Here is a 14,795-nt window from a genome sequence, read left to right as displayed (position 1 = left end):
GAATCGATAAAGAAAATCCTATCACTTTATCTGGCTATTCAGGACGTAAAACCAAATGATGCCGGATGTTCTGTTTTATCTGTGCTTCGGTGAATACAATCTTTCGATACTCTCCATTAATGAACATCTGAGCCTGATTATCATAAAAGTCACTCTGGAAGTTCCCTGAATTACCGATTGGCAGAATGCTGTAGCTCTGATCAGGATCTCCGATATTAATCAAACGTCGGGTTGAGGGTAATGAAGTAACCTTATAGTTGTGATCACCGATATTTGATTTCATCTTGTTAATCGATGTAAACTCAGACGGGCTAGGAAAAGGGCCCACATTAAATAGATAATTCAGCGGTTTTTTGCGTCCCACCGGGTGGACAAACTCGATAGTATGCACTTTTCCCCATTGCCAATCGCCCAGATCGTCTCCCAGTTTCTCCTGCATCTCTTTAACACCATCCTGAAATCCAGACAAAATTAAATCCTGCAAACTTTTGGGAGTCGTATTGTTCCGCCCTTGAAGTGGGGTTGCATGCCCATTCAGGATTCGTTTCAGGTAATCCCAGTGGGGTACCAAATTCAAATAGCGCTTGAGCAGCTCATCATCCATAAAGTCACCCAACGCATTTTTTAAAATATGATAAGTCGTAAATTGAAAAATTGTTCCTCCTGTCGAAGTCAGGTCCATGTTACCATCCCAATCCTTAATTGCCTTGAGAGCCTGCTTTTCTACGGGATTTAAAATCACTTTGGGCGTGGTAATTGTCTCGATAATTTTCTGTGTCATTTCAACACCATATCCCAATTGATTATCGGTCTGAACCTGCATCAGTTCACGTGTTGTCCAGGTTTCCCGGGTTGTAAGCAATTGATGAATTCGACGGGCCCGGTCCGCAGGTCGGAAATATCCAGTCACCAGGGGTAATGGCCCCACCGGTTTTAAGGTCGGCAGGTGGTTGGCTGTAATAATCATACCGTTGTCCGGGTTGATCAGTTTAGGATTCTGTGCAAATGGAACAATTCCCAGCCAATCCGCAGATCCGTTACTTCCATCATTGATTTCGTGTCCGGAAATACCCTCCGGACGGATGGAAAAACGTCCCACCGCCCACCAGCCGATATCCCCATTGGCACCCGCATAGGAAAGGTTTAAGCCGGGTGCCACCAGTTGTGAGACAGCTTTTTCAAATTCAACAATATTGTTTGCTATGCCCATCTCATATATCGCATCCAGAATCGGATTTTTTTCGGTTAATGCGATCCAGTGAACAGCTAACGGATTTCCTTTGTACTCCTTAATATAGTCACTGATGATAGGGCCATGTGGTGTAATGCGTATGGTTAAGAGCTCATCAGCCTCCCCTTTAACTTTGATCGATTCCTGGTAGGTCTGTATCTCCTCCCACTTTCCCTTATACATTACCCGGTTAGGGTTCTGTGGGTCAAAGGTTTCCTGGAACAGGTCAATATCGTCATTCAATAGCATTGTGACCGTCCAGCCTTTTATGGAATTATGGGCTATCATGGGAAACGGTATTAAAGGCAGGTGATACCCATAGTTTTCGTATCCCGGATAACGAATATGAGCTTCGTACCAAACTCCTGGATTAGCAATGCCGATGTGAGGATCGTTAGCGATCAATGCATGGCCACTCTTGCTGCGCTTGGGACCCAATACCCAGGAATTGCTCCCCAAGAAAGGAGGATCGATAGTTGCTGCCGTCAATAGCGTATCCTGAAGCTGCTTGAGCATCACTGCCATCGATTGATCAGACGTGTCAATTATACTATCCGAGTGGGTTGGGAGTGTTTTAGAATCCATTTTTGCAGTTGACTTGAATCCAGCGGATCCATCTGGATCAAGGATAGTCATCCGGTTTTCAAGAGTGTGAGCAGGAAAGATGTTTTTTAGATCCGCCTCTTTCAAGGTTGACTTCAGCATGGTCTGCAGGGAGTCACGCTGAATCCCGAATGTGAATGAATAGGCCATGTAACCCGCCATCGCCGTACAGTCCAATCGCGTAAATGGCCGAGGTTTAAATCCAAGCAATTTAAACTCTATGGGTAACCTACCTTGCTTAATAAAAGCGTTTACCCCAGACATAAATGCATCCAGTGTAGCGAGGGCTTTCGGATTGATCGAGGCTGAATCCTGCAGATACTGCTCTCCCCAACGCCGAAATTGCAAGGTGCGAAACATTTTATCCACTTTCAACAGATCTTTTCCCAATATTTCACAGAGCTCTCCCCTGGCCAGACGACGCTGCAGTTCCATTTGAAAAAGGCGATCCTGGGCTATTGTAAATCCATATGCAAAATAGGCGTCTTCCAACGAGTCCCCCTGAATATGGGGCACTCCCCACTGATCCCGACGAATATCTACCTGCTGGCTGATCCCTTTTTGAATGATAACCCCATCCAGTTCCGGTAGCTGCTGATGGACATAAAACCAGACACCTGCAACGGCAATGATGCAGACAATGACTGCTCCCGAAAGAATTTTAAAAACTCCTTTTGTAAATCGCCCCATGTTCCCTCCTTATTTTGGATGTTTTTGTTGATAATTTTATAAAAGTAAATAATATTCATGTTTATGATTGTTTATATAAAACAAGAAAGTTGTCAAGTAAAAATGAATTTTATTTACTTTTTTTGAAATCCGGTGCAAAGTAATCGAAACGATTCAAGAGAATCCGCTATTTTAAAAAAACTGAGCTGCCACGGGATTAAACTTAACTGTCAATATTTTTGATCAGTGTGGGTATACGACTCTCCCTCCTGTAGCATTTTATCATTCTTGTGGAAATTAAGTATTATGTCAAAAAATTCATTGGAACCGCGCAAGCAACCGACCCAAAAGCGCGCCAAAGACAAGGTCAATCAAATTTTCAATGCGACATTTGTATTGTTAGAAAAAGAGGGAGTTGAAGGGATCACCGCTCTCAAAATCGCCCAAGAAGCTAAAATTCCGGTGGCGACAGTTTATCAGTATTTTCCCAATACCAAAGCGGTAATTGCTGCTTTGTATCAAAAATGGCTGAACATGGCAGAGGAAAAACTGGACCAATTTGAGGCCGAATACTTGCTCAAGATTCCGATGGATCAGTTTTTCATCAATCTTGGCAAAAGCTTTTATAAGGGTTTTCCCTTCAGCCACCGATTACGAACTGAACTATTCTACGTATCAGAAATATATCCCGGAATACGTAAAATAAAAAAAACGTACAGCCTAAAAGTAGCAGACAAAATAGCCGGGTATCTAAAACAATATGAAGTAGATATCCCTGAAAAAAATGCGAAACTATTAGGGCTGTTTATCTTTCAAGTTAGCGAAAATGCACTCCAGAGGGCGTTCGAACAAGATGAAGAGACAGCCGATAGGTTTATAAGCTGGATGGAGTCCATGATAATACATCTGATCCAAGAAGAGATAAAAAAACAATGATCTGAAACACCAATCGTGGTTTGGCCTATTTTGAATTCAGGTCTTTTCATAATTATCTCCTTATTCTGGTAGATTTTTAGTCCGTGTCAAACCTATATTTTGATTCCTTCGGGGTTCAAAGACTGGTATAAGTGATGTCATGGACACCTTTGGATTTACCCAAAAAAAGTTTTTATGCCTTGCTGAAAAAAACCAGCATCGGCATATCATTGGCTGGTTATCGGCTTTTTACCAGAAAATTGCCACAAACCGGGTAACGGAAGCTGCCTTTGAGGATTTTTGCTCCCGATACGAAACCATATTAAAATGGATACATCTCCCCTTGCCCCCTCGTCCCGGAAGTGGCACAAGACCCCGGATCGAATATATTTCTGATGCCATCCAGTTCCACCGAAGGGCCGCAGGCACCCCCTTAAGGGATGACACACTTCTTGAGCCCATCACCTTTCAGGACCGGCCGACCCCTGGTGTAAAATTACCCGATTTCCACTACCAGGTGGCCCTGGACGGGCTTCGGAGTCTTTTTAATGTGGGATCTATTTTTCGAACCTGTGATGCGGCCGGTGTCCGGTCTGTCATCCTGGGAAACACCCTGGGCAAAGAACATCCCCAGGTTCAAAAGACCGCCATGGGCGCCCAGGAATGGATATCCCAGGAAAAAACATCAGACCTTGCCCAAACCCTGGTGGAAAAAAAAAGCCAGGGCTTTCGAATCATTGCCGTGGAAACAGCGGTAGGATCTGTTCCCTGCCATGAATTTGCCTGGCCTCCCAAAGGGGTGGTTGTATTTGGCAATGAGGAATACGGGATTTCCTCCCATGTAATGCCCATGGTGGACGATACCGTCCACATTCCCATGTTCGGGAAAAAAAATTCTTTAAACGTGGCCAATGCTGTGGCGGTGATTCTTTTCCAAATCGTACTTTCCGCAACTAAAAACTAATTTTCACCTGATAAACCCCGCTGTCCAGATTGGTTTTCAGGGGCAACTTTGTTTTTTCAAACACCTTGATCATGGCTTGATTCTCAGCGAGCACCTGGGCGGTCAGTCCTGCAAGCCCCCGTTTCCGGGCCTCGATGATGAGCAATCCCAGGAGATAAGAGGCCACCCCCATTCCCTGGTAAGGGGCATCAATGAGAAAGGCCACTTCCCCAAAATTCGAGGTTTCTTCCTGGATCAGCCGCGCCTCGGCAATAATTCTCCCATCACCTTTTTCCCCGCCGAAACCAACGATGGAGACCTCTCGTTCATAATCCACGTTCACATATTCCTGCATTTTATCGTGGCTCATGGTCTTGATGGAATAAAAGAACCGATAAAAAATCATTTCCCGGGTGCACCGGTAAAAAAATCGCCTCATGGCCTCTTCATCCGAGGGCTTCATGGAACGAAACCGAATATCATTTCCGCCTTTAAACCTTTTTGTATGAAAAATATGACTCGGATACAGATGGGCGGAACGGGTCACATAAATCTGGTTGGGATAAATGATTTTTCGCTCCCGGGCCTGCTTGATCAGGTCCTCTCTGTCATCGGGATGGGCAATGTCGATGATGGCCTGGGCCCTTTCCCTCAGGGACCGCCACTTGAGGACGGCCACCCCGTATTCCGTGGCGATCATATGGACCGATTCCTTCAACCGCAACTGGTTGGCATAATTTTGAATACTCGCCAGGATATTGGATTTACCCTCGGCATTCCGGCTGGGAAGACCGATAATGGTTCGGCCGTCCTTGGACGCTTCAGCCCCCTTAAAAAAATCAATGCCCTCCCCCGGCCCTGTTATAACCGCTCCTTTGAGGGGAAAGGCAACACTGCCCATTATACCGATTTTCCGGGCCTCGTAAATGGACACAAATTGGGGGTTTTTAGAAATAAACTTGGGATTGCATACCCAGTCTATCCCCTGAAATTCCACCAGGGGATTCCTGTCAAGCCAGGTCATCAGCTCTTTGGTTCCCAGGGCATAAGACGCCAGGGATTTACCACGAAAAGGGGATTTCCGGCGGTTATTGACCGCGCCGGAATTGACCAGTTCTGCCATGGCATCGGTAAAATAAAGGGAGTGAAACCCCAAATCCTTTTTATCGGACAAATAGGGCACCAGGGCCTCAAACAAAGCGCCCATGGAATAACTGAGACAATCCCCATCCTTGATCACCGATGCCACATTCGACGCCACCTTCTTCATGGTCTCTGTTACACGAGGGATTTCATAGGTGACCGGCTCCCGGTCAGACCGGATCAGCAGGTCAAAATCCTCAATGGAAACAAAGGTATCCCCGTAGGTAAAGGGCATTTTTGAATTGATCTCTCCTACGACCAGAGACGCATGTTCCATGACTTCGCGGGCCACATCCACGGCAACCCCCAGACTGCAATAGCCGGATTCATCTGGGGGCGTAATCTGGATAAAGGCCACGTCCACCTCTATTCTGCGGGACTTAATAATTTGCGGGATTTCAGACGAGTAGGCAGGGATCAAATCCACCTGGCCCGTGGAGATGGTATCCCAGGAGACAAACCCGGAAAAAAAAGTTTTCAGCCGATAGTTGGGGGCATTGAGTTTTTCAACGGAAAGGATGGTGTCCCCCTGGACTGCCAGCTGGATCAGTTCAAGGTCACGGATATTGTGGGCATCCACATCCAGCAAAGTGGTTATCAAGGTTCTGGGGGCAGCCGGACCCGTCCCGATAAAAACGGTCATCCCAGGCTTAATATGATTCAAAACGGTTTCAGGGGATACCAGATGCTCTTCCCAGTTTGACAGATTAAAATCTGACATTCACGCTCCTTAGATAATGACCTTTTTATTAAAACCACGAATTCCAATGACGAATCATATCGTCCAGATTTTCCAATGGGAAATACCCCCCCCTTTTTGACAGGCTCATAATACGCCAATTTTTATGAATTTCCAATCCTTTTAAATCAATCCCCCTTTGACGGGGGCTGACAAAGTTTAGCAAAAAACTTGACAGAGGGCCGGTTAGTCGATTATTAGAAAGACGCAATATTTGGCCAATCCGAGCAATAAATAACGAATACCAAATAACGAATACCAATGGAGACACACATATAATGAAGCTGATCCTTTTGTTGATTGCCCTGGTTGCCGGCATGATGGCACCATTGCAGGCAGGATTGAATGGAAAAATGGGACGGGCCATTGAAAGCCCTGTCTATGCCGCTCTGATATCGTTTGCCGTGGGAACCCTTGTCCTTTTTGGCTATGCTTTGGCCACCCGGATTGAGTTTACAAGTATCCGCCATGCAGCAGACACCCATTGGTCTGTTTGGTCGGCCGGCTTTCTAGGCGCCTTTTATGTTACCGCTACCATCATTTTAACCCCCCGACTGGGAGCGGCCCTGACCTTTAGCCTTGTGGTGGCAGGACAGCTTATAATGGCCGTGCTCCTGGATCATTTCGGTCTTCTGGGCGTGTCGGTTCAACCCATTAGCTGGCAGCGTCTTGCAGGGATTGCCCTGATAACGGCAGGGGTTATTTTAATCCGAAAATTCTAGGCTGTTTCTCCAAACCGAGACATCATTTTATCCCGCATACGCTGGGTCACAGCTACCCTGTCATGGCCATTGGTCAGCCGCTCTCCCAGCAATTTACCTGCCTGGACAGCAGCAGCCATCACATCGGCCTGTTTTTCCACATTGGGAATAATATTATCGGTTATCTTGACCCCGGGGCCGTGGATCATCATGGGAATTCCCACCTGGCAGGTTTCGCCATGACCACAGGTATAACAGGAAGCTGCCCCCTGACCCGTTACCTTGGCCACGGTTTCGATAAAATTATACATGAAAAATTTTTCCAGTTCATCCGCCGGAGCTGCCCCACTGGTCCCGCCAACCCCCACAGCAACAGCCAGTTTTCCCCACAGGGTACGGCCTGTCTGGTGCCGAAACTGGTACCAGCGTTCAAGAAAGGCATGGGTCAAGGCATTTAAGGTGGAATAATAATTGGGAGCCCCAATCACATAGGCATCGGCTGCGACGATTTTCTCCCTCAGGGGCTTTAAATCATCCTCTACCTTGCAGATATTGTCCTTAACGCACCCAAGACAGGCAATACAGCCCCCAATGGTTTTATTTCTCAAGGATATTAGTTCATATTCAACACCGGTGTTTTCCAAAACCGTTTGGATCAGTTTCGTTCCCCCGGATGTGCCCTCTTTGCGCGAACTTCCCGAGATGCCTAAAATTTTCATTTTTTTCTCCTTTTCCTATGATATAATATGATAAAACTTTAACTGCTGGACTCAGCCACAGTGAACACTCTTGAAAAAGAGGAGAATATCCCCTTTCCCTATCTAAATTGATGACTTGGATTTGGTGTCAGGATACACCATTCCAAGGCCCTGGTCCAGAAGGCAGACAAAAACAATTCGAAATAAAAAAAACTCTTGCATAAGAAGAAAATTCCATGTATGATTCTAAATTTTCGATGTGTCCTGCCGGTAACAATTTTCGATGTGCCCTGCCGGTAACACCGGCTTTTTTTTAAGGAATCCTATGTCCCAAGATAATTTACCCTTGATCGGGTTTGACGAAATGAACCTGAGTCCCCCTGTATTCGCAGCAGTACAGGATGTGGGCTATACCACACCCACCCCTATCCAGGCTTTGACCATTCCCCATCTCATCCAGGGGAAAGATATGATCGGCCAGGCCAGAACCGGTACCGGCAAGACCGCGGCCTTTGCATTGCCCCTATTGTCCAGAATTGACATTGATAACAGACGGCCCCAGGTATTGGTACTAACCCCCACCCGGGAGTTGGCCATCCAGGTGGCCCAGTCTTTTAAAACCTATGGGGCCAAAATAAAAGGGCTGAACGTATTGGCCGTATACGGTGGCCAGAGTTATGAAATCCAGCTGAAACAACTCAAACGGGGCGTCCACGTGGTCGTGGGAACACCTGGTCGGCTCATGGATCACATGCGAAGAAAAACCGTCTCCTTTTCCGATCTCGCCTGTATGATATTGGATGAAGCCGATGAAATGCTTCACATGGGGTTTATTGATGATGTGGAATGGATTCTGGAGCAAACCCCCAAGGAATCACAAACCGCACTTTTTTCAGCCACCATGCCAAGACCTATCCGGAATATTGCCCAAAAATATTTAAAAGATCCCAAAGAGATCATGATCAAACCGGACTCAACAGGGGTGGACACCATCAACCAGCAATACTGGATGGTTGCCGGGGCTAAAAAAGCCCAGGCCCTGATCCGTATCCTGGAAGCCGCTACCTTTGACGGGGTCATCGTGTTTGTCAAAACCAAATCCTCCACCCTTGATGTGGCAAAAAGCCTTGAGGACAGAGGATTTAAAGTAGAGGCCCTGAACGGGGATATTGCCCAGAATGCCAGGGAACGAACGATTAACCGGCTAAAAAGTGGGCACATCGACATCCTTGTGGCCACAGATGTGGCAGCCCGGGGCCTGGATGTGGACCGAATCTCCCACGTCATCAATTATGACATGCCCTCCAAGGCAGAGCCCTATGTCCACAGAATCGGCAGGACCGGCAGAGCCGGCAGAACAGGGGAAGCCATCCTGTTTGTAAACCGGAATGAACGCTGGATGCTCAAGGTTTTGGAAAGAACCACCCAGCGAAGCATCAAGGAAATCTCTCTGCCCTCCAACAAGGCCATTAATGATAAACGGGTGGCAGACTTTAAACAGGCCATTACCAAGACCCTTGATTCACAGGACTTAAATGTTTTCCAGGCCATGATAGAATCCTATGCCCTTGAACAGGATATCCCGGTAACCCAGGTGGCTGCCGCCCTTGCAAAGCTGGCCCATGGGGATACGCCCTTTCTTCTGGCTGCCCAGAAGGAAAAACCAGCCTTTAAAACAAAAACAGCCCGACCAGAACAACGAGACAGCCGCAGCCGGGAAGAGGCTTCCAGAAAAACCCATCGGCCCGATAGAAAGCCCCTTGCCGATAGAAAGCCCCTTGCCGATAGAAAGCCCCTTGCTGATAGAAAGCCCCTTGCTGATAGAAAGCCCCTTGCTGCAAAGAAACCCATGGCTGCAAAAAAAACAATGGCTGCAAAAAAAAGTCCGTCAATGGATGATGCTGCGCCCAGAAAAAGAGCCTCAACCCCAAAAGTCGCCAGACCCCAGGCAATCCCTGCCCTGCCCCTGAAAAAGGGAATGGAGCGGTATCGCATTGAGGTGGGCCGGACCCATGGGGTCCGTGCAGGAGATATTGTGGGGGCCATTTCAAATGAAGCCGGCCTTGACAGCAAATACATTAAAAGTGTTGATATCAACCAGGAATTTTCCTTTGTGGACCTGCCATCGGATATGCCACAAGATATTTTCAAAGTACTGCAAAATACCTGGGTACGATCCCAGCAAATGTCCATTTCAAAACATGCCTGAAAAATCAATCCATTGCCCAGCCCCTAAACGGCCGGGCAATGGACCCTGTATCCAGTTTGCCCGGCCCTGAAAAAGCCGTTCAACGAATATCGCCCCCCCTCCTTCTTCCAAAAAGTGCACTGTTCCAATAATTGCTGGGTAAAAAAGCCCATCCTTGACTTAGATTGGTCGAATGTTCTACTATTGTTGTGATTTCATGCTTAGGTGTTAAACTCAAAGAAAAAAATTAAGGTTATCATGATTCTTGTTCTTGGTGAAATACTCTTTGATATGTTTCCCCATCACAAACGAATTGGCGGAGCACCCTTTAACTTTGCATACCATTTAAAAAAACTGGGATTCCCGGTCCGGTTTGTTTCCAGAGTGGGCGCTGATACATTGGGCCGGGAGATTTTATCTTTTTTAAAACAGCATAATTTTGATCTGGACGATATCCAGATAGACCCTATCCATGATACGGGAACGGTTAAGGTAACCATGTCCGAAAAGGAGCACGCCTTTACCATCATTCCGGATACTGCCTGGACGCATATTGCGTTTGATGAACGGCTCGTAAAGCTTTTGCAGCAGCCTTGTGAGCTTATATATTTTGGCAGCCTCGTCCAGCACAGTGACAAGGGTTTTCAGCTGATTCAACGGGTGATGAACCAGAAAAAAACAGGAACAAGGGTTTTCTGCGATATCAATCTGCGCCCGGATTCTTATAATCAGGCGGTTATCAAGGCATCCCTTGCCGCGGCAGACGTTCTCAAATTGAACCAGGATGAATTGGAAAAAATATCACCAGAGACGAAGACGGATAACCATACGGCTGAAGAAATCATGGATCAGTTGATGGGATCCCATGAACTTGAATTGATGATTCTTACCTTGGGAAGCCATGGCAGCCAATGGGTTTCCCATGGAAAAAGATACCAGTGCGACATTGTTGCGCAAACAGCGCTTGTGGATACCGTCGGGGCAGGGGATGCCTATGCTGCCATATCAGCGGCCGGGTGGCTGAACGGGCTTCCCATTGAAACCATTATGGGTCTTGCCAGTGAGTTTGCAGGGTATATTTGTACGATTAAGGGAGCCTTGCCTGAAGATGAGCGGATCTATACTGAATTCAAAAGGAGGATAAAAAAAAAATGACGGATAAAAAGGGCCTTTATATACAGATGTTCAGCATTCATGGGATGGTGAGAGCCGAAAATATGGAGCTTGGACATGATGCCGATACCGGTGGCCAGATCAAGTATGTGGTGGAGCTGTGTAACATTCTATCTGCCAGTGATCAGATTCGGAAAATAGATTTATTTACCCGGTTGATTCAAGATAAATCCTGTTCAGAAGATTATGCCCAGCCCATTGAACAGGTCAATGACCGGTTTCGCATCGTGCGGATTCAATGCGGGGGGAAAAAATATATCCGCAAGGAATTGCTCTGGCCCCATTTGGATGAATTTGTGGACAAGACCATCAAATTTATCCGGCTTGAAAAAGATATCCCGGATATGGTTCATGGCCATTACCCGGACGCAGGATATGTGGCCATGGAGCTGGCCAGTTTTTTTGGTGTTCCCCTGGTTTATACCGGCCATTCCCTGGGGCGGTCCAAGCGAGCACGATTGCTTGAAGACGGGCTTGATATCAACGAGATGAATCGCAAATTGAAAATTGACCACCGGATTGAGATGGAGGAGACGATTCTTAAATCCGCGGAAAAGGTTATCACCAGCACCCGGCAGGAAATCGAAACTCAATACGGGCTTTACCGTAACCGAACCCTGCCCACATATAAGGTTCTTCCACCGGGTATCGGTATTGAAAAATTTTATCCCTACTATCAGGACACTTTTTTAGACAGCCGGGAAAGAGAAGAAGCCTTGTATGCAAAGGCATCGGTTACCCAAGAGCTCAACCGCTTTTTTAACCATCCAGATAAACCCATCATTCTGGTTCTCTGTCGTCCGGACAAGCGAAAAAATATTCAGGGTCTGGTAAAGGCCTATGGTGAAGATGCTGAACTCCAGGCCATGGCAAATCTTGCGATATTCGCCGGTATCCGCAAAGATATTTCAGACAAAGAAGAGAGTGAACGAGATGTCCTTACACAGATGCTGCTGTTGATGGATAAGTATAATCTGTACGGTAAAATGGCCATTCCCAAACGACATGATTTTGAGCATGAGGTCCCTGAACTTTACAGAATTGCAGCCCAACAAAGGGGGGTGTTTGTTAATCCTGCCTTGACAGAACCCTTTGGATTGACACTGCTTGAAGCATTGGCCTGCGGCTTGCCCATTGTCGCCACCAATGACGGTGGTCCCCGGGACATTGTCGAAAATTGCAAAACAGGGACCCTGGTGGATCCCACGGACACAGTCGCCCTGGCGTCTGCGATAAAGGATATTCTTGTTCATCCGGACAAGTGGAATGAATTTTCAAAAAATGGAATTTTAAATACCCGTAAAATATATTCATGGGAAGGTCATGCACACTCCTATTGCCATGAGATGAAAGCGCTTTGTCACCAATCTGAAAAAATATCCATATCAAATAGTGAGCCCAAACAAAGTGTGGGCAAACGACTTGCGAAACTCGATTATATGTTGATCTCCGATATTGATGATACCCTATTGGGGGGGAACCCGGAAAAACTGCAGACCTTAATGGACCTGCTTGAACAACACTCGGGGCAAATTGGATTCGGCGTTGCCACGGGAAGGATATTCGAATCTGCCATGGATATTTTGAAGGCCAACGGGGTAAGGATGCCGGACATTATTATTTCCTGTGTGGGCAGTCGGATCAGTTATGGAGATTCTCTTAATAATGATAAGGGGTGGGAAACCCATATTTCAAAAAACTGGACCCCTGACCTGATCGCATCTCGACTGGAAGAGGTCGATTTTGTCCGTCTCCAGAATGCAAGTGTTCAAGGTCCTTTTAAACTCAGTTATTACATGGATCCGGGTAAAGACCGACTGGCCAAGATTCATCATATCCTCAACAAAAACAGGTTCCGATACTCTTTGATCTATTCCCAGAACAGATACCTGGATATCCTTCCCTACCGGGCCTCAAAGGGAAAAGCAATCCGGTATCTGAGCTATAAATGGGGAATCCCCTTAAAAAATCTTCTGGTGTGCGGTGATTCGGGGAATGATGCAGAAATGCTCAAAGGAGAAACCCTGGGGGTGGTGGTGGGAAATTATAGCCCTGAACTTGAGACATTAAGATCTGCCAAACAGATATATTTTGCAAAAGAATCCCATGCCGGCGGTATGATGGAGGGAATGCAACATTATCAATTGATCCAAAAAGCAACGGGAGGTGGTAAACAATGACAATTAAAAATAAAATTCAATTGATCACCTATCCAGACAGTCTGGGGGCAAACCTGCCCGAGTTGCACTATGTGCTGCGTAAATATTTCTCCAAGGCAATCAAAGGGGTTCACCTGCTGCCGTTTTATCCTTCTTCTTCGGACAGAGGATTTGCCCCCTTGACCTATGATGAGGTGGACCCGCTGTTCGGTACCTGGGAGGATGTGGAAAAAATAGGCCAGGATTTTGACCTGATCATCGATTTCATGGTCAACCATATCTCACGCCAGTCTGTCTTTTTCCAGGATTATATTGCAAAGGGAAAGGAGAGTGAATATGCAGACATGTTTCTCAGTTTTGATAAAATTTCCCCCGACGGCTGGGTAAAGAAAGAGGACCTGGAAAAAATTTATACCCGGAAGCCCCGCCCCCCTTATCAAACCCTGGAACGCCCCAATGGTACCCTGGAAAAAATATGGTGTACCTTTGACAATGAGCAGATTGATCTGGATTATAATTCCCCCAAAACCAAGGAAATCATGCGCAAATTTTTGATCCGGCTTGCCAGGAATCGTCCCAAGATGATCCGGCTGGATGCTATTGCTTATACAACCGTGGAACTTGGCACCAATTGCTTTTTTTTAGAACCCCAGATCTGGGATCTTCTGGAATGGTTCAGCGATTATGCAACAGCCTTTGATACACAGATTTTACCTGAAGTGCATGAACATTATTCCTATCAGCTCAAACTTGCGAAAAAAGGATACTGGTGTTACGACTTTGCCATGCCCATGCTGGTTCTTCACGCCCTTTACATGGGAACAACCCGGTCTCTCAAATCCTGGCTGAAAAAATGCCCCCGACGACAGATCACCACTCTGGATACCCACGACGGAATCGGTGTGGTGGATGTAGACGGCTTGCTGACAAAGGATCAAATTGATCAGACCGTTGAAAAATTATATGAGAAAGGCTCCAATGTAAAGAAATCCTATTCCGGGCCGGACTACCAGAACCTGGATATCTATCAGGTAAATTGTACCTATTATTCAGCCCTTGGGTGTAACGATGATGCGTATATTGCTGCCAGAACCATTCAGTTTTTTTCACCAGGGGTTCCCCAGGTATATTATGTCGGCCTGCTGGCCGGTGAGAATGATATTGAGCTGTTGGAAAAAACAAAGTTGGGCAGAAACATAAACCGTCATAATTACACGATAGAAGAGATCCGGGAGGATATTAAAAAACCTGTTGTGCAGCGGCTGTTAAACCTCATGGAATTTCGGAACAGCTATCCTGCATTTAACGGAGAGTTTCACCTTTTAAAATCAACGGATACCGAATTATCCATTGAGTGGACCAATAAAAAACATATTGCAACGGCTCGTATAAATGTCAAAACCTATGCGATAAAAATTACCTATACGGATCCGGTTGCTTCCCGGATAGTGGAGTTCCAGGTTTAAACTATTAATTTTACCCACAGGATAGACAAATTTTTACGAAACATGCTGGGGGATTCAGCTGGCGTGATAGGTGCCGCACTGCTCTGATGATTCGGTCGAAGTTTTTTGAGGGAGGATCACAATACCAGAGATGTTTTTTAGACCTGCTCCCTCGAAAAAATAAAGTG

Annotated in this window: 10 protein-coding genes; 7 read left to right on the top strand and 3 right to left on the bottom strand. The window is 46.3% G+C overall.

Annotation, left to right across the window (positions count from 1 at the left end):
* Positions 1-34: 34 nt before the first annotated feature.
* On the bottom strand, positions 35-2,524 hold the full coding sequence (locus ACZ45G_RS02290; protein ID WP_464175034.1) for a penicillin acylase family protein: 2,490 nt from the start codon (positions 2,522-2,524) through the stop codon (positions 35-37).
* Between the two features lie 285 nt (positions 2,525-2,809).
* Between ACZ45G_RS02290 and ACZ45G_RS02285 the strand changes: the two genes are divergently transcribed.
* Both ACZ45G_RS02285 and ACZ45G_RS02280 read left to right on the top strand, forming a co-directional pair.
* Complete coding sequence (locus ACZ45G_RS02285) at positions 2,810-3,439, top strand: TetR/AcrR family transcriptional regulator (protein ID WP_464175033.1); 630 nt, start codon at positions 2,810-2,812, stop codon at positions 3,437-3,439.
* A gap of 139 nt (positions 3,440-3,578) precedes the next feature.
* Positions 3,579-4,382, top strand: a complete 804-nt coding sequence (locus ACZ45G_RS02280) for an RNA methyltransferase (RefSeq protein WP_464175032.1) — start codon at positions 3,579-3,581, stop codon at positions 4,380-4,382.
* Here ACZ45G_RS02280 and ACZ45G_RS02275 read toward each other — a convergent pair.
* Complete coding sequence (locus ACZ45G_RS02275) at positions 4,372-6,225, bottom strand: GNAT family N-acetyltransferase (protein ID WP_464175031.1); 1,854 nt, start codon at positions 6,223-6,225, stop codon at positions 4,372-4,374. The two genes, ACZ45G_RS02280 and ACZ45G_RS02275, sit on opposite strands and share 11 nt — an antisense overlap.
* Positions 6,226-6,521: 296 nt before the next feature.
* On the opposite strand from ACZ45G_RS02275, the gene ACZ45G_RS02270 reads away from it, so the two are divergent.
* Positions 6,522-6,965 (top strand): DMT family transporter, encoded by a 444-nt coding sequence (locus ACZ45G_RS02270; RefSeq protein WP_464175030.1) that lies wholly within the window; start codon positions 6,522-6,524, stop codon positions 6,963-6,965.
* Here ACZ45G_RS02270 and ACZ45G_RS02265 read toward each other — a convergent pair.
* A complete protein-coding gene (locus ACZ45G_RS02265; protein WP_464175029.1) occupies positions 6,962-7,663 on the bottom strand; it encodes a flavodoxin family protein in 702 nt (233 codons plus the stop codon). The genes ACZ45G_RS02270 and ACZ45G_RS02265 overlap by 4 nt on opposite strands.
* Before the next feature lie 304 nt (positions 7,664-7,967).
* Between ACZ45G_RS02265 and ACZ45G_RS02260 the strand changes: the two genes are divergently transcribed.
* The 4 genes from ACZ45G_RS02260 to gtfA all read left to right on the top strand — a co-directional run bounded on the left by ACZ45G_RS02260 (position 7,968) and on the right by gtfA (position 14,628).
* On the top strand, positions 7,968-9,851 hold the full coding sequence (locus ACZ45G_RS02260; protein ID WP_464175028.1) for a DEAD/DEAH box helicase: 1,884 nt from the start codon (positions 7,968-7,970) through the stop codon (positions 9,849-9,851).
* A gap of 237 nt (positions 9,852-10,088) precedes the next feature.
* A complete protein-coding gene (locus tag ACZ45G_RS02255; protein WP_464175027.1) occupies positions 10,089-10,985 on the top strand; it encodes a carbohydrate kinase family protein in 897 nt (298 codons plus the stop codon).
* On the top strand, positions 10,982-13,183 hold the full coding sequence (locus tag ACZ45G_RS02250) for an HAD-IIB family hydrolase (protein WP_464175025.1): 2,202 nt from the start codon (positions 10,982-10,984) through the stop codon (positions 13,181-13,183). The genes ACZ45G_RS02255 and ACZ45G_RS02250 overlap by 4 nt, the downstream gene beginning before the upstream one ends.
* On the top strand, positions 13,180-14,628 hold the full coding sequence (gene gtfA / locus ACZ45G_RS02245) for a sucrose phosphorylase (protein WP_464175024.1): 1,449 nt from the start codon (positions 13,180-13,182) through the stop codon (positions 14,626-14,628). Before ACZ45G_RS02250 ends, gtfA begins: the two co-directional genes overlap by 4 nt.
* Positions 14,629-14,795 lie beyond the last annotated feature (167 nt).

This window comes from Desulfoconvexum algidum (assembly GCF_055382125.1).
The sequence above is the reverse complement of the archived record's forward strand: the minus strand, read 5'-3'. Positions and strand labels throughout refer to the sequence as shown.

Coding starts and splice junctions, on each gene's coding strand:
- ACZ45G_RS02265 (WP_464175029.1), bottom strand. CDS start 7,663: ATGAAAATTTTAGGCATCTCGGGAAGTTCGCGCAAAGAGGGCACATCC.
- ACZ45G_RS02290 (WP_464175034.1), bottom strand. CDS start 2,524: ATGGGGCGATTTACAAAAGGAGTTTTTAAAATTCTTTCGGGAGCAGTC.
- ACZ45G_RS02280 (WP_464175032.1), top strand. CDS start 3,579: ATGGACACCTTTGGATTTACCCAAAAAAAGTTTTTATGCCTTGCTGAA.
- ACZ45G_RS02275 (WP_464175031.1), bottom strand. CDS start 6,225: ATGTCAGATTTTAATCTGTCAAACTGGGAAGAGCATCTGGTATCCCCT.
- ACZ45G_RS02285 (WP_464175033.1), top strand. CDS start 2,810: ATGTCAAAAAATTCATTGGAACCGCGCAAGCAACCGACCCAAAAGCGC.
- ACZ45G_RS02250 (WP_464175025.1), top strand. CDS start 10,982: ATGACGGATAAAAAGGGCCTTTATATACAGATGTTCAGCATTCATGGG.
- ACZ45G_RS02255 (WP_464175027.1), top strand. CDS start 10,089: ATGATTCTTGTTCTTGGTGAAATACTCTTTGATATGTTTCCCCATCAC.
- ACZ45G_RS02270 (WP_464175030.1), top strand. CDS start 6,522: ATGAAGCTGATCCTTTTGTTGATTGCCCTGGTTGCCGGCATGATGGCA.
- gtfA (WP_464175024.1), top strand. CDS start 13,180: ATGACAATTAAAAATAAAATTCAATTGATCACCTATCCAGACAGTCTG.
- ACZ45G_RS02260 (WP_464175028.1), top strand. CDS start 7,968: ATGTCCCAAGATAATTTACCCTTGATCGGGTTTGACGAAATGAACCTG.